The organism is Limnobacter sp. MED105 (assembly GCF_000170915.1).
GTDB lineage: Bacteria > Pseudomonadota > Gammaproteobacteria > Burkholderiales > Burkholderiaceae_B > Limnobacter.
Genome location: NZ_ABCT01000019.1, coordinates 11,676 through 35,009 on the forward strand (window position 1 = coordinate 11,676; position 23,334 = coordinate 35,009).

Annotated in this window: 25 protein-coding genes; 10 read left to right on the forward strand and 15 right to left on the reverse strand. The window is 52.8% G+C overall.

Going from position 1 to position 23,334, the window contains the following annotated elements; all coding sequences use genetic code 11:
• The 3 genes from LMED105_RS13900 (at position 1) to LMED105_RS13910 (ending at position 3,589) form a co-directional block, all read left to right on the forward strand.
• Positions 1–1,911, forward strand: coding sequence for a methyl-accepting chemotaxis protein (locus LMED105_RS13900; RefSeq protein ID WP_008252467.1), 1,911 nt, complete (start codon positions 1–3; stop codon positions 1,909–1,911).
• A 14-nt stretch (positions 1,912–1,925) separates the two neighbouring features.
• The gene (locus tag LMED105_RS13905) at positions 1,926–2,450 is read left to right on the forward strand and encodes a chemotaxis protein CheW (protein ID WP_008252468.1); all 525 of its coding nucleotides are present in this window, start codon (positions 1,926–1,928) and stop codon (positions 2,448–2,450) included.
• Between the two features lie 89 nt (positions 2,451–2,539).
• Positions 2,540–3,589: a diguanylate cyclase gene (locus tag LMED105_RS13910; RefSeq protein ID WP_083797218.1), complete on the forward strand. Its 1,050-nt coding sequence runs from the start codon at positions 2,540–2,542 to the stop codon at positions 3,587–3,589.
• A gap of 10 nt (positions 3,590–3,599) precedes the next feature.
• On the opposite strand, the gene LMED105_RS13915 is transcribed toward LMED105_RS13910, so the two are convergent.
• Both LMED105_RS13915 and LMED105_RS13920 read right to left on the reverse strand, forming a co-directional pair.
• On the reverse strand, positions 3,600–3,761 hold the full coding sequence (locus tag LMED105_RS13915; protein WP_156799708.1) for a hypothetical protein: 162 nt from the start codon (positions 3,759–3,761) through the stop codon (positions 3,600–3,602).
• Between the two features lie 168 nt (positions 3,762–3,929).
• Positions 3,930–4,412, reverse strand: a complete 483-nt coding sequence (locus LMED105_RS13920) for a MarR family winged helix-turn-helix transcriptional regulator (protein WP_008252474.1) — start codon at positions 4,410–4,412, stop codon at positions 3,930–3,932.
• Between the two features lie 294 nt (positions 4,413–4,706).
• Here LMED105_RS13920 and ectA point away from each other — a divergent pair, with 294 nt between their 5' ends.
• From ectA to LMED105_RS13955, 7 genes are all read left to right on the forward strand, one after another.
• Entirely contained in the window at positions 4,707–5,234 is a 528-nt protein-coding gene (ectA, locus tag LMED105_RS13925; RefSeq protein ID WP_008252475.1) for a diaminobutyrate acetyltransferase, read from the forward strand.
• Positions 5,231–6,565 (forward strand): diaminobutyrate--2-oxoglutarate transaminase, encoded by a 1,335-nt coding sequence (gene ectB, locus LMED105_RS13930; protein WP_008252476.1) that lies wholly within the window; start codon positions 5,231–5,233, stop codon positions 6,563–6,565. Before ectA ends, ectB begins: the two co-directional genes overlap by 4 nt.
• The gene (locus LMED105_RS13935) at positions 6,562–6,951 is read left to right on the forward strand and encodes an ectoine synthase (protein WP_008252477.1); all 390 of its coding nucleotides are present in this window, start codon (positions 6,562–6,564) and stop codon (positions 6,949–6,951) included. The genes ectB and LMED105_RS13935 overlap by 4 nt, the downstream gene beginning before the upstream one ends.
• 21 nt (positions 6,952–6,972) lie before the next feature.
• Positions 6,973–7,887 carry a phytanoyl-CoA dioxygenase family protein gene (locus tag LMED105_RS13940; RefSeq protein WP_008252478.1) on the forward strand — a complete coding sequence of 305 codons (915 nt, stop codon included), beginning with the start codon at positions 6,973–6,975 and terminating at the stop codon, positions 7,885–7,887.
• A gap of 1 nt (position 7,888) precedes the next feature.
• Positions 7,889–9,298, forward strand: a complete 1,410-nt coding sequence (locus LMED105_RS13945) for a sodium/proline symporter (RefSeq protein ID WP_008252479.1) — start codon at positions 7,889–7,891, stop codon at positions 9,296–9,298.
• Positions 9,299–9,441: 143 nt separating this feature from the next.
• Positions 9,442–11,493: a histidine kinase dimerization/phospho-acceptor domain-containing protein gene (locus tag LMED105_RS13950; RefSeq protein WP_040513580.1), complete on the forward strand. Its 2,052-nt coding sequence runs from the start codon at positions 9,442–9,444 to the stop codon at positions 11,491–11,493.
• Positions 11,478–11,930, forward strand: coding sequence for a response regulator (locus LMED105_RS13955; protein ID WP_040513582.1), 453 nt, complete (start codon positions 11,478–11,480; stop codon positions 11,928–11,930). Before LMED105_RS13950 ends, LMED105_RS13955 begins: the two co-directional genes overlap by 16 nt.
• Here the strand turns inward: LMED105_RS13955 and fliR are convergent, their stop codons facing one another.
• The 13 genes from fliR to fliF all read right to left on the reverse strand — a co-directional run bounded on the left by fliR (position 11,931) and on the right by fliF (position 23,196).
• The gene (fliR, locus tag LMED105_RS13960; RefSeq protein WP_008252483.1) at positions 11,931–12,695 is read right to left on the reverse strand and encodes a flagellar biosynthetic protein FliR; all 765 of its coding nucleotides are present in this window, start codon (positions 12,693–12,695) and stop codon (positions 11,931–11,933) included.
• Positions 12,696–12,697: 2 nt separating this feature from the next.
• Entirely contained in the window at positions 12,698–12,967 is a 270-nt protein-coding gene (gene fliQ / locus LMED105_RS13965) for a flagellar biosynthesis protein FliQ (protein WP_008252485.1), read from the reverse strand.
• 30 nt (positions 12,968–12,997) lie between these two features.
• Positions 12,998–13,768 (reverse strand): flagellar type III secretion system pore protein FliP, encoded by a 771-nt coding sequence (fliP, locus tag LMED105_RS13970; RefSeq protein WP_008252488.1) that lies wholly within the window; start codon positions 13,766–13,768, stop codon positions 12,998–13,000.
• A complete protein-coding gene (gene fliO / locus LMED105_RS13975; RefSeq protein ID WP_008252490.1) occupies positions 13,765–14,103 on the reverse strand; it encodes a flagellar biosynthetic protein FliO in 339 nt (112 codons plus the stop codon). The genes fliP and fliO overlap by 4 nt, the downstream gene beginning before the upstream one ends.
• Before the next feature lie 63 nt (positions 14,104–14,166).
• Positions 14,167–14,616 carry a flagellar motor switch protein FliN gene (gene fliN, locus LMED105_RS13980; protein WP_008252492.1) on the reverse strand — a complete coding sequence of 150 codons (450 nt, stop codon included), beginning with the start codon at positions 14,614–14,616 and terminating at the stop codon, positions 14,167–14,169.
• A gap of 22 nt (positions 14,617–14,638) precedes the next feature.
• A complete protein-coding gene (gene fliM, locus LMED105_RS13985) occupies positions 14,639–15,685 on the reverse strand; it encodes a flagellar motor switch protein FliM (protein ID WP_008252494.1) in 1,047 nt (348 codons plus the stop codon).
• Between the two features lie 16 nt (positions 15,686–15,701).
• Positions 15,702–16,220 (reverse strand): flagellar basal body-associated protein FliL, encoded by a 519-nt coding sequence (gene fliL, locus LMED105_RS13990; protein WP_008252496.1) that lies wholly within the window; start codon positions 16,218–16,220, stop codon positions 15,702–15,704.
• Between the two features lie 106 nt (positions 16,221–16,326).
• The gene (locus tag LMED105_RS13995) at positions 16,327–17,838 is read right to left on the reverse strand and encodes a flagellar hook-length control protein FliK (protein WP_008252498.1); all 1,512 of its coding nucleotides are present in this window, start codon (positions 17,836–17,838) and stop codon (positions 16,327–16,329) included.
• Positions 17,835–18,284 carry a flagellar export protein FliJ gene (gene fliJ / locus LMED105_RS14000; RefSeq protein WP_198006864.1) on the reverse strand — a complete coding sequence of 150 codons (450 nt, stop codon included), beginning with the start codon at positions 18,282–18,284 and terminating at the stop codon, positions 17,835–17,837. The genes LMED105_RS13995 and fliJ overlap by 4 nt, the downstream gene beginning before the upstream one ends.
• Positions 18,285–18,299: 15 nt before the next feature.
• On the reverse strand, positions 18,300–19,706 hold the full coding sequence (gene fliI / locus LMED105_RS14005) for a flagellar protein export ATPase FliI (RefSeq protein ID WP_008252502.1): 1,407 nt from the start codon (positions 19,704–19,706) through the stop codon (positions 18,300–18,302).
• Entirely contained in the window at positions 19,707–20,444 is a 738-nt protein-coding gene (locus LMED105_RS14010; protein WP_008252504.1) for a FliH/SctL family protein, read from the reverse strand.
• Positions 20,431–21,432, reverse strand: coding sequence for a flagellar motor switch protein FliG (fliG, locus tag LMED105_RS14015; protein WP_008252506.1), 1,002 nt, complete (start codon positions 21,430–21,432; stop codon positions 20,431–20,433). Before fliG ends, LMED105_RS14010 begins: the two co-directional genes overlap by 14 nt.
• Before the next feature lie 36 nt (positions 21,433–21,468).
• Positions 21,469–23,196, reverse strand: coding sequence for a flagellar basal-body MS-ring/collar protein FliF (gene fliF / locus LMED105_RS14020; RefSeq protein WP_008252508.1), 1,728 nt, complete (start codon positions 23,194–23,196; stop codon positions 21,469–21,471).
• Positions 23,197–23,334: the final 138 nt, after the last annotated feature.

The window sequence follows — 23,334 nt, forward strand, 5'->3', positions numbered from 1 at the left end:
ATGGGCGCTTTTGATCTTTTCAATAAAAAACAATTAACAGAGCAGGCCGAGGCTGTAGAGGTCTTGCAGAAGAAATTAAGTGAGGCGGAGTCGGTGCTGACGGCAGTGAGTAAAGTCCAGGCGATGATTGAATTCAAGCTGGACGGCACGATCATTCATGCCAATGAAAACTTCTTGAGGGCTGTGGGTTACACACTGGATGAAATCAAGGGCAAGCATCACAGCATGTTTGCTGAGCCTGGAGTCAGCAGCACGATTGAGTACCGCCACTTCTGGGACAAACTTGGCCGTGGTGAATACGATGCAGGCCAGTACAAACGCATTGGCAAGGGCGGCAAAGAGATCTGGATTGAAGCCAGTTATAACCCCATCATGGATCAGAGCGGCAAACCCTTCAAAGTGGTCAAGTTTGCAACAGACATTACACAAGCGACATTGCGTGCCACATTCAACAGACGTGCCCTGGGCGGCCTGGAAAACGTAGAGGTGAACGTGATGTTGGCCGATGCTGGATTCAACATTGTGTATGGCAATGCGTCTTTGACTGACATGTTGCGTCGTGCTGAATCCGACATTCGGAAAGACTTGCCCAATTTCAATGCGGGCAAAATTATTGGCACCAACATCGATGTATTCCACAAGAACCCTGCGCATCAGCGCGGCATGCTGGGTAACCTGAAGAGTACCCACAAGACTCAGCTGAAAGTGGGTGGCCGCACATTTGATTTGATTGTTAATCCGATCGATGACGACAACGGAACGCGTCTTGGCTATGTTGTGGAATGGAAAGACCGAACCGCAGAAGTGGCTATTCAGAATGAGATTTCCGAAATCGTAAGCCGCGCCTGTGACGGCGACTTCAGCGAACGCATTCGCGAGAATGACAAGGAAGGTTTCTTCAAGAATCTGGCGTTGAGCGTCAATGGTTTGTTGAGCACCACATCAAGTGGCATGGAAGACGTGGGCCGCGTGCTGAAGTTGCTGGCCAACGGCAATATGACCCAAAAAATCACTGCGAATTACAAAGGCCTGTTCGGTGAGTTGAAAGACGATGTGAACACCACCATTGATCGTTTGAGCGATGTGATTCAGGAAGTGCGTGGCAATGCGGATTCACTGACCAATGCCGCACGCGAGATTTCCAAAACTTCACAAAGCTTGTCGCAAGGCGCCAGCAGCCAGGCTGCCGGTGTTGAAGAGGTATCTGCCAGCATTGAAGAAATGGCGGGCTCAATCAAGCAAAACAGCGAGAACAGCCGAGTGACCGATCAAATTGCGACCAAGGCCGCTGAAGAGGCGAAAGAGGGTGGTCGCGCGGTGACTGAAACCGTGAATGCCATGAAAGCGATTGCCGACAAAATTGGCATTGTGGATGACATTGCGTACCAAACTAACCTGTTGGCCTTGAACGCGGCCATTGAAGCAGCCCGAGCCGGCGAACACGGCAAAGGTTTTGCAGTGGTTGCGGCGGAAGTTCGCAAGTTGGCTGAGCGCAGTCAGGTGGCTGCACAGGAAATTGGCGACCTGGCCAGCAGTAGCGTGAAACAGGCCGAACGTGCTGGCAGCCTGTTGCAGGAAATGGTGCCCGCGATTAACCGCACCTCGGACCTGGTGCAGGAAATTACGGCTGCATCGAACGAGCAAACCAATGGAGTGGCGCAAATTAACCAGGCCATGATGAGCTTGAATCAGCAAACCCAGCAGAATGCAGCGGCTTCTGAAGAGCTGGCTGCCACAGCCGAGGAAATGAGTGGCCAAGCCAGCATGTTGAACACAGCCATGAGTTTCTTTGACACAGGCACAGGCCGATCAACCGCCCGTGGTGCCAGCCATGCCGAGCGCAAGCCAGCGCCAGGTAAGGCCAGCAGCCCGAGCGGAGCAAACGGTTTCGACAGTTTCGACGACTTTTAATAGGGGCATTCACCATGAGCAATGTCAATGAGCAATTGGCCAAGGCCATGGAGAGTGACAGCGCCAGCCACCAGTACCTGACCTTTCAGGTACATGGGCAAAAGCTGGCGGTGGAAATTCTCCGGATCAAAGAGATTATCGAATTTGGACGAATCACCGTGGTGCCTATGATGCAGCAATGCATCAGTGGTGTGATCAACCTGCGCGGCTCTGTGGTGCCAGTGGTGGATTTGAGTGCCCGGTTTGGGCAAGGCAAAACCACCATCAACCGCCGCACTTGTATTGTGATTCTCGAATCGCAAATGGCCGAGGAAACGCAAGTGGTTGGCTTCATGGTGGATGCGGTGAATGCCGTGGTCGACATTGGAGCCGAGTTTATTGCACCACCACCGCAGTTCGGTGCGGGTGTGAAAACCGACTTCTTGCGCGGTATTGGCAAGGTAGACGACGAGTTTGTGCTGGTGTTGAATGTCGAGCGTTTGTTGGATTTCGATATTCCCACCGACCTGGAAGAAGCCGCTGCGGCAGCAGTCGCCTAAGCAACTTCTTGGAACTGGAAGGTATTGATGCGTCACTGAGATCATGAGCTGACACACCCACTGGGGGGATATTCTTCCAGTGGGACACCATGAGATATCTCAACCGCATGTTAAAACTAAAATACGTCCTCGATATCTCAGACAGTGCCTCTCGCGCCCGGCAGAGAATGGCTTTCGCCGGGCTTTCCTTTCTCATCGTATTCTTTCTTGCGCCAGGCGGTGCCATTGTCGGCAGCAGTGCCCGCATGGTGTTCATGATTGCTCTGGGTGTTTATTTTCACCTGGCCTGGGTGCAATCCTGGTTAATTTCCAATCGCGAACGACACTGGGAGAAAATCGAGCTACCCAGTTACTGCATCGACCTTCCACTGATTGGTTGGGGTCTGGCGGTTGCTGCTGAATTCCTGGCGCCAGTGTCCCCCTTGATTGCTGTTGTGGCTTTAATCCGAGGCATTCGATACGGCCCTTGTATGTTGGCTTGCCATATTGGCTTGGGTGTCGCGATTGTGTTGGGCCTGACCTTGTTTGTGCCCTACTGGCAGGGCCACCTTGAGCTGGTGTATGCCAATCTCTTTTTGTTGCTGGTGTTGCCCGTTCAGTTTTACGGGGTGAGTGTAAAAATTCAGGCCAGCTCAAAATCGCTACGTCAGGAAAACCTGACCGACCCCTTGACCCGCAGCTTGAATCGCAAAGCGCTGGAGGCCGCCGTGTGGCGCATGCTCAATGCCAAAGACCCGTTTGTGCTGTCTTTTCTTGATCTCGACAATTTCAAAATGGTCAATGACACCCTTGGCCATGCCGTGGGCGACAAGTTGCTCAAACGCATCAGCACAAAGCTGTCGGTTCGGTTGCGAGCCGAGGACAAGGTATATCGTCTGTCTGGTGATGAGTTCGTGGTGCTAAGTTTGGGCAACAGTCGGCAGGAAATGGCTGAAAATTTAGGGCAGCGTATTCGGGCAGCAATTGCCGAAGCAATTGATTACACTTGCCCCGATTTGCCGGTGTCAGCCAGCGTGGGTGTGCTGCAGGTGCTTGCTTTTGAGGACGTCAGCCTTGAAAAGCTGTTGGCCCGGGCCGACCAACTGATGTACCAGGCCAAGAAAACCGGGAAAAACCAGGTGTTGGTTGCAACACTGTGACTTCAAATGATCAGCCTTTCGTTGGGCAGTAGGTGCTGCTCAGCTTTTGTGGATTGGCTGGGGTTTGAAGCTCGGGAGCCTGGTGCACGTAGGTGCATTCCGCGATCTCGCCGTAGTTGGAATCGCGCGTGGCCAAGGCTTTGCTGATTTGTATTGAAATGAAGGTTCCCATGAATGCTGCAATGACGAACCACAATACTTTCCTGTTACGTCTAAAAAATGCGCTTAAATCAAACATGTAAACCGGTCAAACCCAGAAAGTGTTAATTGTTGTAAATTAGAAACAATTATTAAAAATATTAAACAATAAGTCAATTCTTATTTGACAGCCTGGTCCCGTTTATTTCGCAGGCTTGTCAATCTCACCCACATCAAGAATAGGCGAGGCATCGATGGCCTCTGCACCCAGCAAGGTAGTCACCCGGCCCAGCACGGAAGCAATTAAATGCTGCTCCCAACTTTGAAGTTGTCCGAAGCGTTCCGCGAAACGGGTTTGCAGACTGGATGGTGCGTCATTGACCTCGTGTTTGCCTTTCTCCGTCAGTACAACCTCAAGCCTGCGCTTGTCCACCGTGCTGCGAATTTTCTCGATCAAGCCGCGGCTTTCCAGTTTTTGAAGAATGACCGTGGAGGTCACCGGAGAGAGGCTAAGCGATTTGGCCAGTTCGCCGGGAGAGATGCCGGGGTTGTCCGCCACTGATTGCAGGGTCAGCAATTCAGAGGTGGCCATATCGGCTTTCTTGGCCAGTTCTCGGGCGCCCGATTCGGTGGCGCGAATAATGCGGCGAAGCGAAATAAGTGAATCTTGTAAGGTGCTGTCCATGCTCGCTAACCCGGTGATTTAATTCATTTTGATGAATTGTAGTGATTAACCGGCCTGGTGAGTTGGAATTTCCTACGCTTAGAGCAATCCCACCAAATTTAACGTTTTTGGAGGTTTTGACTTCGATCTGATCAAGGTTTGCATTAATTCATAAAGTAAACTATTATTGGATTGTTCTTTCATAAAAACTCTTCATCGCATTGATTTGTAATGATGAGCTTTTACGAAAGGATGAGAAGTAGTTTATTTGTTAATAACAAATGGGTCTGCCAATAACAGAGCCATCTCATCCAAATGTCTAAAGACGATGTCGTTTTGCGACACCCCGTGCTTGAGGACGGTACTGCCGTGTTCGATCTTGTGGATGCTTGCAAACCCCTCGACCTGAATTCCCATTATTTATACCTGCTGCAATGCAGTCATTTTGCGCCCACTTGCGTGGTGGCCACCTTGCATGGCGAGGTGGTGGCATGGGTTTCTGGCTACATTCCACCCAAACAAGCGGACACGTTTTTTGTGTGGCAAGTCGCTGTGGGCGAAAAAGCCCGTGGCCTTGGCTTGGGCAAACGCTTGATCAATTGGGTGGTGGCCCAGCAAAGCGGAATCGCAAAAATTCACACATCCATTACGCCTGACAATGCGGCGTCTTGGGGACTTTTCAAATCACTGGCCCGCGATTGGGGCAGCGATTTGTCTTCACGAGACTGGTTTGAAGAACAGTCTCACTTTGGCGGTCGACACAACACCGAAGTACTGGTGGAAATCGCCTTGCCAACATCGCCTCTGGCGACATTCCTACAAACTCAAGGAGTACAACAATGAGTGACTCAAGCAAGTCAATCGACTTTCAAACCCTGAGCAAAATTCGCACATTCCAGAAAAACGAGTCGGAAGCGCGCAGCTATTGCCGCAGCTTTCCAACTTTGTTTGTGCGGGCCAAGGGCAGCTACATGACCGACATGAATGGTCAGGATTATCTCGATTTCCTGTCTGGGGCAGGCTCGTTGAACTACGGGCACAACGATCCAGAGATGAAATCGGCATTGCTTGACTACATTGCGGACGACGGCATTGGCCACAGTCTGGATATGCACAGCGCTGCAAAAGCCAAGTTCATTGATGCGTTTAACCGCCACATTTTGAAGCCACGTGGCATGCAGTACCGCATTCAGTTTACTGGCCCCACAGGCACCAACTCGGTTGAGGCAGCAATCAAACTGGCCCGCAAAATTACCGGGCGCAAGCAGGTGATTGCCTTTACCAACGGTTTCCATGGTGTGACCCAGGGCGCACTGGCCTGTACGGCCAACACCCACCACCGCAGCCCATCGGCTTCAACGCTGTGTGGCGTAGACCGTTATCCTTATGACGGTTACATGGGTGAAGGTGTAGACACCACCGAGTACCTTGAAAAAATGCTGACCGACAAGTCGAGTGGCCAAGACGCACCGGCTGCAGTGATTGTAGAAGGCGTACAGGGCGAGGGTGGTTTGAACCCGGCCTCCATGAAGTGGCTGAAAAATCTGGCCAAGGTGACTCGCAAGGCGGGTTCCATGTTGATTCTGGATGAAATTCAGGCCGGTGTTGGCCGCGCAGGTTCTTTCTTCAGCTTTGAGGAAGCGGGCATTGAGCCCGATTTGATCTGCCTGTCCAAATCATTGTCAGGCATGGGCCTGCCCATGGCTGTGACCTTGATTCGCCCCGACCTTGATTTCTGGAAGCCCGGTGAGCACAACGGCACTTTCCGCGGCAACAACCATGCATTTATTACTGCTGCAGCATCACTTGAAAAGTACTGGGCCAACCCGGCATTCGAGCGTGGCATTGCGCAGCGTGCCGAGGTGGTGAACCAAAGTTTGAACCGTATTTTGAAGGCGAACGACAACATCACCGTGCAAGTCAAAGGCCGCGGCATGATGCAGGGCATTGAAATGCAAAACGGTACCTTGGCCGACGAGGTGGTGGCTGAATGTTTCAAGCACCACATGATTATTGAAACCTGTGGCAACGATGGGCAGGTGGTGAAAGTGTTTGCCGCCCTGAATATCGAAATGGAAGACCTGAAAAAAGGTTTGACCATTCTGGAAAAAGCCGTGGCGGTGATTAGTGCCAAGGCCGAGAAAGAAGCCAACAGCAAAAAGGTGAAAGCATGATTGTCCGAAAACTCAGCGAAGTACAAGGCACGGAAAAGCACATTCATTCCAAGGGTTGGGACAGTGTCCGCATGCTGCTGCGTGACGACAAAATGGGCTTTTCCTTTCACATCACGACCATTCACGCCAAGGCGGAATTGCACATGCATTACAAGAACCATCTCGAGAGCGTGTATTGCGTCAGTGGCAAGGGCGAAATTGAAAGCAAGATTGATGGCAAGGTGTACCCGATTGAGGCGGGCACCATGTACGCCTTGAACTTGCACGACCCGCATATTCTGCGTGCATTCGACGAGCCCATGATCATGGCCTGCGTGTTCAACCCACCCGTGACTGGTGCGGAAGTTCACGACGAAACCGGCGCGTATCCTGCGCTGGCCGAATAAAGACAAAGGAGGCAAAACACAATGATTGTTTCAGCCGTAAGAGATCCATACCCCACACGTGACAAGTCTGAGGGTGCCTTGATTCGACGCACTGAGCCAGTGGTTCACGGCGAGTGGACTGAAGACTCGCCCTTAAGCCAGGCGCAGGTGGAGCAGTTTGAACGCGATGGTTACCTGGTGTTGACCGATGTATTTTCAGCACATGAACTGGATGAGCTGCGCGCAGCCGCCGAGCGTGTCAGCAAGAACTGTGCGCAAACCCACGCTGGCCAGTTGATCAAGGAAACGGACAGTGAGCAACTGCGTACCTTGTTTGGTATTCACGGCATGGAAGGTTTGCTGAAAGACACGGCAAGTAACCAGCGCATGCTGGAAGTGGTGCAGTTTCTGTTGAACGACTCTGTTTACATTCACCAGTCGCGCTTGAACTTCAAGAGCCCGCAATATGGAAGCGGCTTTGAATGGCACAGTGATTTTGAAACCTGGCATGCAGAGGACGGCATGCCCGGCATGCGCGCCATTAGTGCCACCGTGCTGTTGACCGACGAAATTTCTGCCGACGGTTCTTTGAAGTTTATGCCACGCAGCCACAAGACTTTCGTGGCTTGCCCTGGCGAAACACCTGACACCCAAGGTTATCGGGAGGCATTCAAAAAACAGGCAGTGGGTAAGCCGCCTGCATTGTTCCTCGACTTGCTGGAAGAAAACGGTGGTGTGCAGGAAGTGGTTGCACCAGCGGGTTCGGTGTTGCTGTTTGATTGCAATGTGATGCACGGTGCCGGCAAAAACACCAGCGACCATTTGCGTGCCAACCTGTTTTATGTGTACAACGCAGTCGGCAACGCGCTGAACTCGCCGTACGCGGCAGGTGCTCCACGGCCAGAATTTCTGGCCGCTCGACACATTGAGCCATTGACCTTGCAGGTGCCCGCTTAATTTGGGCGCAAGCTTTTTCATTTGCCTTGCCCTGGTGTTGCTGATCGGTTTAAGTTCAGCACGCCAGGCCAAGGCAAGCGCGGCCGATTACTTCGTGGCCAGTCGCAGTGTGCCCCCATGGCTGGTCGGCCTGTCGGCGGTGGCCACCAACAATTCCGGTTACATGTTCATCGGCCTGATCGGCTATACCTACGCGGTGGGTATTCAATCGGTGTGGTTGATGGTCGGCTGGATTGCAGGCGATTTGATCGGCTCGAAAGTTGCACATGAACGCATGCGCGATGAAGCTGAACGCGTGCATGCCAATGGCATTATCAGTTTGTTGGCCCGTTGGGGCGACACCCGCAACCGGAGTTGGCAAATATTGGCTGCGCTCGTCAGTGTGGCTTTTTTGTGCACTTATGCGGCCGCCCAAATTTCAGCAGGTGGCAAAGCGCTTGAAGGCATGCTGGATATTCCCATGGCCATTGGCATGGGCATGGTGGCCTTGGTGGTGATTGCCTACAGCATCGCAGGCGGTATGCGCGCCTCAATTTGGACAGATGCGGTGCAATCGCTGTTGATGGTGGTGTCGATGGTGGTGTTGCTGATTGCAGCGGTGAATCATTTGGGTGGTTTGCAGGCTGTGTTTCAGCAAGCAGGTGCCATTGATGGCTTTTTGAATCCAAGCCCCACCAACCTCGATGTACCGGGTTTCATTGGCCCTCTGGCTTTTGTGGTGGGCTGGATGTTTGCTGGGGCTGCCGCCTTGGGCCAACCACACATCGTCAGCCGTTTTCTGGCTTTGCAAAACACCCGTCAAATGAACCAGGTGCGGTGGTGGTACTACAGCTACTACCTTTTGTTCTATTGTTTTGCAACCGCAGTGGGCTTGCTCAGTCGTCTTTATTTTGGTGAAAGCACGGGTTTCGATCCTGAAATGGCTTTGCCCAATATGGCGCGGGATTTGTTGCCACCCTGGTTGGCCGGGTTGATGTTGGCGGGTATTTTCGCAGCCACCATGTCCACGGCCGATTCGCTGGTGCTGTCCTGTTCTTCAGCCCTGACACAAGATTTACCCCGAAATCCATCCGAGAACCGATGGTTGCTGAAAGCTGCCACGGGCTTCACCACGCTTTTTGCCTTGGGTATTGGCTTGTGGAGCGAGCAAAGTGTGTTCTCACTCGTGGTGTGGGCCTGGGGTACACTGGGAGCCGCGTTTGTGCCCATTTTGATTTGGCAGGTATTGGGGGCCAAACTGAACTCGTGGGCCATGCTGTGCATGTCAAGTACCGGTGTGTTGACCACAGTGGCCTGGAAGTTTTTTGGCTTTCCAAATACTGTTTACGAAGGCGCGGTGGGCATGTTTTGCGCCTTTGTTTTGGGTGCAGTTTTCACTATAAGTAGTATCCGCAGCCGGATTCACCCTTAGCTACCCCGATTGGGGGGATAGGAGCATCACCCCAACTTGTTAAATTGTGTGAATGCCTTGCAAGTTCTTGTTGGGTATCACTAATCAATCAATAAATAGATCAGCAGCAAGCTGAAACCATCGAATCAGGGGCGGTGCATTTCATGAATTGGCTAGTGGAGGATTTTGCATTCGCAGCAGCTGCAATCTCAGAAGCCCATCTGTCCGGATTGGCCTTTGGCTTTTTCGCATCCCTGTTGGCCATGACAGTGGGTGTTGAAGTCCGAATCAAAAATCCCCCTTTGATCGCAAACAGCCATTACCTGATTCGCAGAGGGGTGCTCATCTCCCTTTATGTAATTTCCATGTTTTTTGCCTCGGCGTTTGTGGGCTTAACCCTGCCTTCCGCCAAAGACGCCCTGTTCAGCATTTCCGGCACTGTGCTTACCTTTGTGGTGTGTATTGCGGTGTTTTTGTATGTGGATTATCTGGTTCAGGCGGCCAAGGGCGCAGCCAAACTCTTCATGTTTTTGTTCACGTCGCTGGGCATTCTGATTCAGTTTTTGATCCACATGGCATTCATTTTTATTCCAAACAATCACCAGGTTATGCAGGTGCGTTGGCCGGGTTTGATCGCCATGTACCTGTTTCTTTTTGTGTGCATGGGCTTGCTTAGCCGGTTTGCCCACGAAACCTCGGTGGGCAAGTCAAAGCCACTTCAAAGCCGGATGATTTACATTTTCGGGATTGTGGGTTTGAACCAGATGATTGCACTCAGTCTGATTGGTTTTGTGCACGTGAACGATGGCCCCGAACATGCGGCTTGGTATGGTTTGTGGACAGGCTGGGCAGGTTTTGAGATTTTCGTCAGTTTTTTTGCTTTGCTGATGATTTCAGTCTTGATGTGCTACGTCTATGTGCTGCTCGACAAATCAGTGCAGGTTTTGCGTGCTGACAACCAAAAACTGCAGGTCATGAAGCAAGACGCCTTGGAGCAAGTGGCCAATGCCTCCGAGAAACTGGAATTGGAACGAACCCGCATTGAACAGCTGGAAAAATCAATTGAAACGGTTCAGCAGGACCATGAAATGTCGGTTGACAGTTTGGTGGCTGCAGTGGCCACGCTTGAAGATGGTGTGTTTGAGTGGGACATTGAACAGGAAATTGTGGTGTTCAGTTCAACCTGGCGACGTTTGTTTGGTTTTGATGAGCAGGCGCAGTCTGCAATCTCGGCTACGGCCTGGCGATCTGGCATCCTAAGCGAAGACATCAAGGGCCTGGATTCAGCCCTACAGGCTTGCCTCACGGCCAACTTGCCCAGCACAGCAGTACAGGTGCGTTATGCCACTGTGTATGGTTCTTTGTTGAAGCTTGAAATTCACTTGGTGGCTGTGAAGAATGCATACGGATTGCCCAGCAAAGCTGTGGGTATTATTCACGATCGAACTGAGGAAATGGACCTGGAGCTTTCCATTCGGGAGGAGTTGAATGAGGAGTCCTTGTTGTCTTCCCGAAAATCCCAGTTTGTATCCTATCTCTCGCATGAAATTCGAACGCCGATGACGGTGATTGGATCAGCCAAAGCATTGCTGGAAAGTTCACTTCAGAAAGACCCGGTGAACATGGAAACGGCCTTGCATTACATCGATCAAATTGGTGGTGCTTTGCGTTCGTTGCGTGCCTTGGTGGATGAAACCCTGATGTTCATGGGTGCCAATTTCACACGCAACCATTTAAACATTGCACAGCTAGATGTACGAAAAGTGTTTTGCCAGTTTTCTTCGTTTGAGCAGCGCCGAAGGCATGGTCAGCACTGGCTGGAGTATGAGCTGCACCCCAGCCTGGACAGGTTTGTGTTTTACTCCGATGAGTATGTGTTTACCCAAGCCATGCGGCAAATGTTGTCGTTTGCGGAAAGCAAAGAGTCACATGCTGGCAAATTGACTATCAAGATGCCCACTGATCACACTTTGAATTTGTGCATTGAGTTGCTGGAGTGGCCCGCCTGGATGATCAAGGGTGGACAGCTCGAGCCTGCGCACGATGAAGAAACCGTGGTGCCCTTCAAGGGGGAGTGTTTGCCATTCACTTTGCTGTTGACCAAGCGGGTGATCCGTTTGATCAATGGGCGCATCATGATCAAGAACCGCCGCAACCGCCACTGGTTGTGTGTTGATTTGCCATCCCTGAAGGAGGAAGCATGCCGCGCGTCATGATCGTAGAGGATGACTTGACCATCCTGAGTAATCTTTCGCAGTTGCTGCAATTGAGCGGGCTGGATGTGATGGAGGCCCACGATGGACAAGAGGCCTTGCGCTTGTTGCTCGAGTGTCGGGTGCACGGCGCTGCTTTGCCCAGAATGATTGTGAGCGACTTGATGATGCCCAATATGGACGGCTTTGATTTGCTGCGTGCCATACGCGGAGACGCACTCTTCAAAAAGTTGCCCTTTGTGTTGTTGAGTGCCCGCAGTGATGCCAGCGACTTGCAACAGGCCTTTGCATTGGGGGCGAATGATTACTTGATTAAACCGTTTGAAGTGGAGCAGCTGATGGATGTGATTCGCTACCATTTGTCGCATTCCACAGGCCGCAAAAGCGACCCGCTGACTGGCAAGGACTGCACGGTAGACACCGACTTTTTTCTGGAATGATCAGCCCGTGTTCAACACGGAAATACTCAAGAGACGGCCAATGGCGCCGTCAATTCCAGCGATGAAGTAGGGCAGGCTGACCCAGAGAATCCACAGACCCACACCAATGGTGATCGAAAAACCGATCGACATCACGTTCAGTTGCGGTGCTGCGCGCGCCAAAATGCCCAGCACAATATTGCTGATTAGCACAGCTGCCATGACTGGCAATGAAATTTGCAGGGCAAGCATGAACATGATGCTGCCGGCCATGGCAATGCTTTGGCTATTGACCACAGCAAGGTTTGCACTGATCGGAATCAACTCAAAACTTTGAACTACTGCGGCGATGACCAGCAAGTGACCATCAATGACCAGAAAGGTCAGCATGGCCAGTACACCCAAAAAACTGCCGATGAGTGGCGTTTGTGTGCCACGCGCTGGGTCAATGAACTGTGCAAATGCCAAACCCATTTGCAGGCCCAGCAAATCGCCCGCCATTTCGAATGCTGCAAACACCAGGCGCATGGAAAAGCCCATGGCCACACCAATCAGAATTTGCTGAATCAGAACCGGGATGGCTTGTGCTGAACTGAGCACCGGGGGGGCGGGCAACAGGGGCATCATGAGAATCGCAATCAAGGCGGCTAGCCCTACGCGAGTGCGGCGTTGCACGGTGCGGTTGTCGAACACGGGCGCTGTGGCCAGTATGGCCAGAATGCGAATGAAGGGCCACAAGAACGAGGCGATCCAGATTTCAAGTTGTTCGCCGTTGATGGGGACCATGCTTAGCCGATCACGGTGGGGATGCTCATGATCAAACGTTGGGTGTAGTCCACCAGGGTGGCCAACATCCAGGGACCAAGCAATAGCAAGGTGGCAAAAATGCCCAGAATTTTCGGAATGAAAGACAAGGTCATTTCATTGATTTGCGTGGCGGCCTGCAAAATGCTGACCAGCAAACCCACCACCAAGGCCACCACCAACAGCGGGCCCGATACCATCAACATCACTTCCAGTGCAGACTGGCCCAAATTCAACACGGTTTGGCTGTTCATGTTTGTACGCTCAATTCAGTTCAGTTCAGTTTAGGTCTCGAAGCTGGCCACCAGCGAGCCAACCAGCAAGGTCCATCCATCGACCAGTACAAACAACATGATCTTGAATGGCAAGGAGATCAGCATGGGCGACAGCATCATCATGCCCATGGACATCAACACACTGGCCACAATCAGGTCGATCACCAAGAATGGTAAAAAAATCATGAAACCGATCTGAAACGCGGTTTTCAGTTCGCTGGTGACGAAAGCCGGAATCAGGACGCGCAGGGGCACGTCTTCGGGATTCTCGACGTTCTCTACTTTGCCCAGTCGCATGAAAAGTGCCAGATCGGGTTCGCGGGTTTGCTTGAGCATGAAGTCTTTCATCGGCACGCTGGCCCTTTCGGTCATTTCCTGGAACTCGATTTCATTGTTGGAAAACGGCAGGTAGGCGTTTTCGTACACGCGGTCAAACACCGGTGCCATGATGAAAAAGGTCAGGAACATGCTCAGGCCGATGATGACCTGATTGGGTGGTGAGTTTTGCGTACCCAAGGCCATGCGCAGCAGCGACATGACAATCACGATGCGGGTAAAGCCCGTCATCATCAACAGCAATGCAGGTAAAAAACTGAGGAAAGTAAAAAACAGCAGCGTTTGAATGGGCACGCTGTAGTTGGTGGTGCCGTTGGCGCCAGGTGTGGCTGTGACGCCGGGTAGCACTTGCTGGGCCTGCGCGTCGGGCAAAGCCCAAAGCAGCAGCATGAGCAACAGGCCCAATGCGGTGAATTTGCTGGTGTTTGCGCGCAGGGTGTTCATGATGATTTCGCCTTGCCTGCTTTCACGCGTTCAAGCATTTTTGCAAAATTCACCGCGGGGTTTTGTATTTCGTCCAGCGTTATGCTGCCTGCAGGCATGCTGTGCAGGGTGTTGATGCTATTGCTGGTCATGCCAAGCACCAGCCAGGTGTCACCGATTTCAACTAGCACTATTTTTTCACGTGGCCCCAGAGCCGAGGTGGCCAGTACCTTGTAAAAACCGCCACGGCGTTGTTGGTTGCCAATGCCCATGCGTTTGAGTAACCACACCAAGGCGAGCAGCAAGCCCACCACAAACAGCAGGCCCAGCGTGGTTTGCAGCAAATGGCCTGTCATGAATGTCCCACCGCATTTTTGTTTTTTTGTTGTAGTTGCATGCCTTTGTACTGCAAAAGGGTATCAACGGTTGAGTTTTCTCAAACGCTCGGATGGCGTGATGATGTCGGTCAATCGGATACCAAATTTGTCGTTGACTACCACCACTTCGCCCTGCGCAATGAGATAGCCGTTTACAAGCACATCCATGGGTTCGCCAGCCAGGCCGTCCAGTTCAATCACGGAGCCTTGGGCCAGTTGCAGAATGTGCTTAATCGGTATCTTCGTCCGACCCAGCTCAACAGTCAACTGAACCGGGATGTCGAGAATCATGTCGATGTCGTTCTGCGTGCCTGAAGCCACACTTCCGGCAAAGGGCTGGAACAAGCCAGAGGCAGGTTTTGCATCGCTGGCCTGTGCAAACAGGTTGTCGGTGTCGCTGGTACTTGTGGCCGTGGTGCTGGCTTGTTCGGCCAGTGCGGCTGCCCAGTCGTCGGCTGCGTCGGTTACTGTATCTACTTGCTGTTCAGACATGGTGTGTTCCTTATCTTGATCGCTATTCGTGTGTTTTTTCAGGCTGTTTGGTTTCCTTGCTCAGCAAGGCTTCCAGGTTCAGCGCGTCGGCATGTGACTCATTGCTCACAGCCAGAACTTCTTCAACTTTCAGTGCGTACTGGCCACCACTGGTGCCGTAGCTGCAATTGAACACGGGCACATTGTCCACTCGCGCTTCAATCACTTTGTCAATTTCAATCGGTATGACGTCACCAATTCTCAGTTCCATGATGTCGGCCACGGTCAGCTGTGTGCTGGCCAGGCTTGCCACCAAATCCACTTCTGCCATTTGCACCTGCTTTTTCAGCATGGTGACCCAACGTTTGTCGGGTTCGGCCTGGTCACCCTGCATGCTGGAGTACAGCAAATCGCGAATGGGTTCCATGGTGGAGTAGGGGATGCAAATGTGAAGCGAGCCACCACCGGCGCCCAGTTCAATGGAGAACGAGGTGGTCACCACGATCTCGGACGGAGTGGCAATGTTGGCAAATTGGGTGTGCATTTCAGAGCGCAGGTATTCGGGTTTCAGGGGAAACACGGGTGCCCAGGCTTTCACAAATTCTTCGCGAATTACTTCCAGCATGCGAGCGATGATGCGCTGTTCGGTTTGGGTGAAATCCCGCCCCTCAACACGGGTGTGAAAACGCCCGTCGCCACCAAACAAATTGTCGATCACTGCAAATACAAGGCTGGGATCAAAAATGAACAAGGCGTTGCCGCGCAGCGGCTTCATGGCCATGATGTTCAAGTTGGTGGGTACCACCAGGTTGCGAATGAATTCGTTGTACTTCAATACTTTCACTGGACCTACGGAAATTTCCGGGCTGCGACGCATGAAGTTGAACAGGCCGATGCGGATGAGGCGCGCAAAACGCTCGTTGATGATTTCGAGCGTGGGCATGCGGCCACGCACAATACGTTCCTGGGTGGCCAGGTTGTAGGGGCGAACACCCTCATGGGTTTCAGAAGCGTCTTTCGTTTCTTCTTCGCCGTTCACACCCCTGAGCAGGGCATCGACTTCGTCTTGTGAAAGAAATTCTCCGGGCATGGTGCAGAGCGTCCTGTTACTGAATCACAAAGCTGGAAAAATGCACATCACGAATGCCGCGTGTGGGATCTTTCGGGTCGCCTTTGATGGTGACGCGAGCCAGGTCCACCAATTCATCCATCAGCTGTTGTTTGCCTTCAATGGAGGTCAGGTTACTCACGTTTTTACCGGACAGTACCAACAAGATCCGGCTGCGAATCACGGGTGTGAAGTTTTTGATTTCTTCAGCCTGTGCCGGGCCACTCACCTCGTAGGTGATGCCAATTTGTAGGTAACGGGTGGTGTCTGGCTCAGCCAGGTTGACAACAAACTGGTCCATCACCACGAATGTGGGCGGACCAACGGGTTCTTCAACTTTTTCTTCCGCGCCGCCTTCTGCACCTTGGCTGCCCAGCAGGAAAAATGCTGCTGCACCGCCAGCGGCCAGAACGGTCAATACGATTGCAAGAATCAGGATCAGTTTTTTCTTGGATCCTTTTTCGGGCGCTGCGGCTTCTGGGGCTACTGCAGCGGGTGCCGGGGCGACTCTGGCCATGCTTGACTCCGTAAGTTCAATTGCTGTTGTGTGTCACTTTCAAACTCTATTGTGTCTGAAAGGTTTCCGAGCAAACCCCCGAAAAGCCGTGTTGTTTGGACCCAATTCATTCGTCAGGCCTGAGTGGGTCAGCAAACAGGTCGAGCTTGCCCTCTGGAGTTCTGGCGGTGGCGGTGTTGGTGGGTGTGCCCGATTCTGTCTGGGAATTGTCACCGCCAGCTGCGTGCTGTCCATTGCCCTGGCCCTGGTTCCGGTTTTGATCAAACTGAGCCTGGCCGTTGTTGGCCTGGCCTTGTGGTGTGGGGGCGTTGCCGTGCTGAATTTGCACTTGGTTCAATTGCAGGCCATTCTGGGCCAGTACTTCTTTCAATCCGCCAAGAGCTTGGGTCAACAGGTTGGCCGAGGCTTCGTCTTGTGTTCGAATGACCAACTGAACTTGCTGGCCTTTTTGCACCAGACGCATGTTCATGGGACCAAAACTTTCCGGGTTCACTCGAATGTCGACCGTGGACAGGTTTTTGCCGATGGCCCATTGCACGGTCTGTCCAAGTTCTTTGGCAAAGCCGGGTTGATTGACCGGTGTTTTGATCAGGGCCTGTTGCGCACTGCCTGCTGTGCCAGTCAGGCCGTTGGTGCCTGCGGTGATGCCTGTGGCCGTGCCAGTTGATTGCAGGTTGCCCGCAGCCAGAATTTTCTGGCCAACTTTCAGACCTTCCTCTGCGATGCTTTCACTGAGGCCTTCACCCAGTGCTTGCGCCTGCTGGGCGATTTGAGCTGCTGTTTGAGGTGCCAGTTGCTGGTTCAGTTGTGCCTGCACTGCGTTGCCTGAATTGCCTGGCGCAGCGACTGGAGCCGTGTCAGTGCGCATTTGCACTGTGCTGTTGGCCAGGGCGGAGTCGGCTTTTAACTGGGCTGTGGTTTTAGGCTCAAAGCCTGTTTTCTCGGCGGCAAGTGGTGTGTCGACAGTAATTTGTGTATTGGCATTGCCTTGCTGATTGCCGGGCTGTGGTTGGCCTGAGGCCAGTTCACCTGGTTCGCCGTAGGCGGCACTGTTCAGTGCGGGCTCGGTAGCAGGGTTGGTTTTTGCAGGGCTGCCAGGTGACGCAAGTGTGGAGGTTTCTACATTATTGTCTGCAGTTTCTACCGCAGTTTGTGCAGATGTTTGCTCTGCATTGCGAGAGGTTGTCGGGCCGTTCTCGCTTGTGGTCGATGCATTGGCTGAATCAGCCTGTTGCGTGCTTTCAGGTGCCGGTGCCTGCTTTGCGGGCTCGGCGTTCTTGATACCGCTGTTCGATGAATTTACTGTCATGGCTTGTTGCGCTGGTGCAGTCTGCATCCAGTTGCGTTGCGCCCACACAGCCGCTTGCGCAGCCTGTGCAGCCTCGGCATTGGCCGTGCTTTCATTGTTCTTTTTGGGTTTGTTTTGCTGGTACAGGCTTTCCCGCAATTGGGTTTCAATGCTGTTGAGTTGTGCTTTGGGTGCCGATTGGCCCAAGGCTGAACTAAACAGTTCAGTGAAGTTCAATTCAGATTCTTGCTGGCCTTGCTTGGGCTTGTTGCCCGCTGCGGGAGTTTGTACTTTGTTCACATTGTTCATGGCTTGGGTACTCGTGTTCATGAGGGCTCCCCAGCGGTGTGAACCCGGTAAATGCGTGCTGCAAATTCATCGTTCATTTTTTGGTCGCGCTTGTTTTCAAGTTTCGCCTGTTTGAGTTTTTCCCGTTCTACCAGCGCTTCAAATTTTCGTTGCTCAGCCAGCGCTTCCTGCCATTGGGTGCGTTGGTGGGCCAGCGTGGTATTCAGAAATTCAATTTCACGGCTTTGCTGTTCGATTGCCTGGGTAATTTTGCCGACAAAGGCCAGTTGGTTGCGCAGTTGCTGCCCTGTCATGCCGGTACTTGCCTTGTTGTGCATGCCGCCCTCGCATTCATCGCGGTAGGTTTGCAGCATATTCAGCTTGTCCTGGCCTTGAACCAGTTTTTGCTGGGTGCTGGCCATCGCACGGGCCAGGTTGTCGGCCTTCTCGCTGGCCTGTTCAATCAGGATTTGCAGCACATTGCTCATGGGCATCCAAGCGGTTTAGTGTTTGTCGTTTTTAAATTCGTTCGGAAATAGCGATTGAAGGCCTGCCAGCGCTTCATCGAAACTTGCACTCTCTAACATTGACTGTTGCAGCAGGTTTTCAATCTTTGGATAAAGGGCCAAAGAATGGTCCAATTGTGGGTCTGCCCCTGGGGAGTAGGCACCCACGGTGATCAGGTCACGGTTGCGTTGCACGCGGGAGAATGCAGCTTTCAAGCCGCGGGCCGCATTCAGGTGGCCTGCAGGCACAATGTTGTGCATGGCCCGTGAAATCGACTGTTCAATATCGATGGCGGGATAGTGGCCACTTTCTGCCAGTTGCCGCGACAGAACAATGTGACCGTCGAGAATGGCGCGGGCTGAATCCGCAATGGGGTCTTGCTGGTCGTCGCCTTCAGTCAGTACAGTGTAAAACGCAGTAATGGAGCCTGCGCCTTTTCTGCCATTGCCAGCCCGTTCAACCAGTGTGGGCAGTTTTGCAAACACGCTTGGGGGATAGCCCTTGGTGGCAGGTGGTTCACCAATGGCCAAAGCGATTTCACGTTGGGCCATGGCATAGCGGGTCAGTGAATCCATGATCATGAGCACGTTGTGGCCTTGATCACGAAAATGCTCAGCCACCACCTGGGTGTAGGCTGCGCCTTGCATCCGAAGCAGGGGGCTGACGTCGGCCGGAGCGGCAATGACCACACTGCGCTTTAGGCCTTCTTCACCCAAAATCTGTTCAATGAATTCTTTCACTTCGCGGCCACGTTCGCCGATCAGGCCGACCACCACGCGGTCGGCTTTCGTGTAACGAGCCATCATGCCCAGCAACACCGATTTACCCACGCCGGAACCCGCCATCAAGCCGATTCGCTGACCTCGACCCACAGTGAGCAGTGCGTTGATGGCGCGCACGCCCACATCGAGTGGCTCGGTGATGGGTTCGCGTTCGAGCGGGTTGATTGGGCGTGCAGCCAAGGGGCTGCGTTTCTCGAATTTCAGTTCACCCAGGGTGTCCAGTGGGCGGCCATTGCTGTCCACGACGCGGCCCAACAGGCTGTCGCCCACGGGCAGGTGTTTGGTTTTGTCTTCGGGCCTGCGCCAGGGGTGGGCTTTGACACCCAGTTTGGGTGCAATAGGTGGGGGTTCTTGAGCAATTACCTTGGCGCCGGGCGTCATGCCATGTACATCGGTGGCTGGCATCAGGAACAGTTTGTCGCCGTTAAAGCCAACCACTTCGGCTTCAAGTGGTGGAGCACCTTTTTGCACCACGGTGCATACACTGCCAACCGGCAGTTTCAGTCCCACTGCTTCCATCACAAGGCCTGCCACGCGGGTGAGTTTGCCGGTGGCAATTTGGGGCTGGCTGTGTTCAACCAGAAACTTGCATTCGTCAATCCATTCCAGCAGGTCGGCCATTTATTCAGTGTCCTCTGGGCTTAAAGGGTTGTTGCGGCCCAAGGCCTCAATGGCCCGTAACCAGCGGGTTTGAAGTGTTGCGTCCACTTCACCTTCTGGGTGTTGCAGTAAAAATCCACCTTGCAGTTGTTTGGGGTCTTCGATCATGCGCAGGTTGCCCAGCATTTGCTGATCACCGAACTGGGCTTCGAGCACTCGAATGGTATTGGGGTGCGCACGCAGCGTGACCGCTTTGCTGTGCAATTGCATGCTGTCCAGAACCTGATTCAACAGATCTGCTGCATGTTCGGGGTGCATGGCAAGCGTGTCGCCAATCACTTTTTTGCTAACGAGCACGGCCAGGTCAAGCAGCTTTTCGGACAGTTCGCTTTTAAATCGCTCGAATTCTTCTTCCATGGTGCTGGCAGCCTGTACCAACACCACGCGCTCATTGTGTGCAGCATTCCAGCCCGCTTCATAGCCCAATTGCTGGCCGCGTTCTTCAGCCTGTTTCAGGGTGTCTTTCTCAAGCTCTTCCAATTGTTTCTCGCGACGGGCCAGTGCCTGTTCCCACTCCTTCAAACGCAGTTCTTCTTCGGTGGGGGCTGGCGGTGGAGCACTGTTTTCCATTTGATGCCGGTTGATTTCCGCCATCATGCGGTCAACCGGGTTTTCATAGCGCGAGCCAATCAGCTCGACCGACCAGTTCGGTAGTTCTGCGGCATCAAGGCCACGAATAATGCGGTTAGATGAACGCATCTTCTCCGCCTCCGCCCAGTACAACTTCGCCTGCATCGGCCAGCTTTCTGGCCACTTTCAGCACGTCTTTTTGTGCAGCTTCCACTTCGGAAAGACGAACGGGCCCTCGACTTTCCAGGTCATCGCGCAGGGCTTCTGCCGCACGGGTGGACATGTTCTTGAATACTTTTTCGCGAATTGCTTCGTCAGCACCTTTCAGTGCGATGACCAGCAGGTCGCTTTGTACGTCGCGCAGAATACTCTGCATGCCGCGATCATCAATGTCCAACAGGTTGTCGAAGGTGAACATTTCATCTTGAATACGCTGGCTGAGTTCGTTGTCGTATTCGCGAATGGTGTCGAGCACGGTTTTTTCCGACGTGGTGCCCACGAAGTTCAAAATTTCTGCAGCAGCGCGAACTCCACCCAACGTCGTCTTCTTCAGTTTGTCCCCGCCAGCCAGCACCTTGGACAGCACGTCATTTAACTCCAGCAAAGCATTGGGTTGAATACCGTCAATGGTGGCAATGCGCAACACCACATCGCTTCGAAGGCGATCAACAAACAGGTTCAAAATGGCCGCAGCAAAGTCGCGTTCCAGATGAACCAGAATAGTCGCAATAATTTGTGGATGTTCATTTTTGATCAGTTCGGCCACTGTGCCCGGGTCCATCCACTTCAGGCCTTCAATGCCAGATGTGTCGCTGCCTTGCAAAATACGATCCAGCAAAAAGCCAGCTTTGTCCTCACCCAAAGCGCGGGTTAGCACGCTGCGAATATACGCGTCAGAATCAAGGCCCAACGCACTCTGGCTTTGCGCGATGTGGACTACTTCGCCCGCAATTTCTTCGATGCGGTCAATGGGAACATCTTTGGTTTTTGACATTTGTTGCCCCAGTTTCTGAACTTCTTTGGGGCCAAGGTACTTGAATACTTCTGCAGCTTCTTCTTCGCCCAAGCTAAGCATCAGGATTGCGCCTTTTTGAATGCCAAGTTCGCTTTCTGCCATGGTGTAGATTCCTCGTAGTGCTTTGTCAGGCGGGTTTTAGCCGTTCTGTGTTTCGCCGTTGACCCAGTTCTTCACGATGCTGGCGACAATCTGTGGATGTTCTTTGGCCAATTGACGCAGCTTCTCCATTTTTTCCTGGCGATTCATGCCGGGCAGGGTGCCTTCGCGTTGAAGTTGCTCAAGCAACTCTGCGTCGTTGTCGCCACCCACCTGGTTGGCCAGAAGTGGCATGCGTTGCCCGGGCAGCAGTTCAGGTCCTTCGTCGAACAAATCGACTTCGGCTGGTTTCATCATGGGGCGCAGTACACCAAACACCAGAATGGCGGCGATCAGTGCAACGCCAATTGGCATACCCAGTGATTTCGCCAGGTCCATGGTTTCCTGCTGGGCCCACATGGGGATGGTTTCTTCTTCCACTTTGGTGAAGGCCTGGTTCACCACATTCACGGCGTCACCGCGTTGTTCGTCAAAACCAATCGCTTGCTTCACCAGGCTGTCTAGTTGGGTGATTTCCTCGGGTGTCAGGGGCACCTGACGTGTTTCACCTTTCGGATCGGTGATTGTTTTGTAATTCACCACCACAGCGGCGGACAAGCGTTCAATTTTGCCCACTTGTGATTTGGTGTACTGCACCGATTTGTCCACTTCATAATTGACGGTGGAGTCTTTGCGGGTGCTGCTGTTGGTTTGCGTGGGTGTGCTGGTGCCACCGTTCACTCCGTTGGCCAATGCTTGTTGCGGGTTTTGGCCAATGTTGGCGGCTGCTTCTCCAGGGGGGGTGTTGGCCATCACGCCGGGTATACCTTGTGGGTTGGCATTGCTGCTACCGTCGTTGGATTCGCTGATTTGCTGGCTGCGAATAGTGGCCTGTGTTGTGTCGCCGTTGGGTTTGTAAATTTCATCGGTGCGCTCAGACATGGAGTAGTCCATGTTCGCAGTGACAGTGGCGCGTACGTTCTCGCTGCCAAAGACCGGGCTGAGAATGTCAACGATGCGGCTAGTCAGGCTTTGTTCAATTTGATTGGTATAGGCCAGTTGCGTGGGGTTCAAACCACTTTCCAATTGTGTTTTGCCGGTAAGCAGGCGACCAGACTGGTCAACGATGCTGACATCTTCCGGGTTCATGCCTGGCAGGCTTGATGCCACCAAATGCACAATGCCGTTGATTTGCGGTTCGGACAAAGTGCGGCTGCCAAACAGGTTCAGCACAATCGATGCGCTGGGTGTTTGCTTTTCGCGGATGAAAATGGAGGGTTTGGGAATGGCCAAATGCACGCGTGCACTTTGCACTGCTGAAATGGATTGAATGGAACGAACCAGTTCACCTTCCAGCGCGCGTTGGTAATTCACTTGTTCCTGAAACTGGGTAATGCCCAGCTTCTGGTTGTCCATGGCTTCAAAGCCACTCACACTGCCTTTGGGAAGGCCTTGGCTGGCCAGGGCCAGGCGCGTGTCGTATACCTTGTTGGAAGGCACCAGAATGGCAGTGCCTGCGGTGTTGAATTCGTAAGGCACTTTCATTTGTGTCAGTGCTTCAACAATAGCGCCACCGTCTTGGTCGTTCAGGCCGCTGAACAGCACACGGTAGCTGGTCTGGTTGGCCCACATTAGCAGTGAGGCGATCACCGCGATCAGCAATGGCACGCCGATCAGTATGCCCATTTTGTTTTTCTGGGGCAGTTTTGCGAAACGCTGCTGCATATTGGTAATCGGGTTGTTGCCAACCGGGCCGATCACTTCGGGGCTGCTGAGAACTTCTGCCATGGAATACCTGCATGTGGGTTAAATATTGTTCTACCCATGCATTGTGCTTGCTGGGGTGCGCAAGCAATTCGGTAAAAAGGGGGCTTTAACGGCACCTATTTTAAAAACTTGAGGGTTGTGTTTAAAAAATAAGGGGAG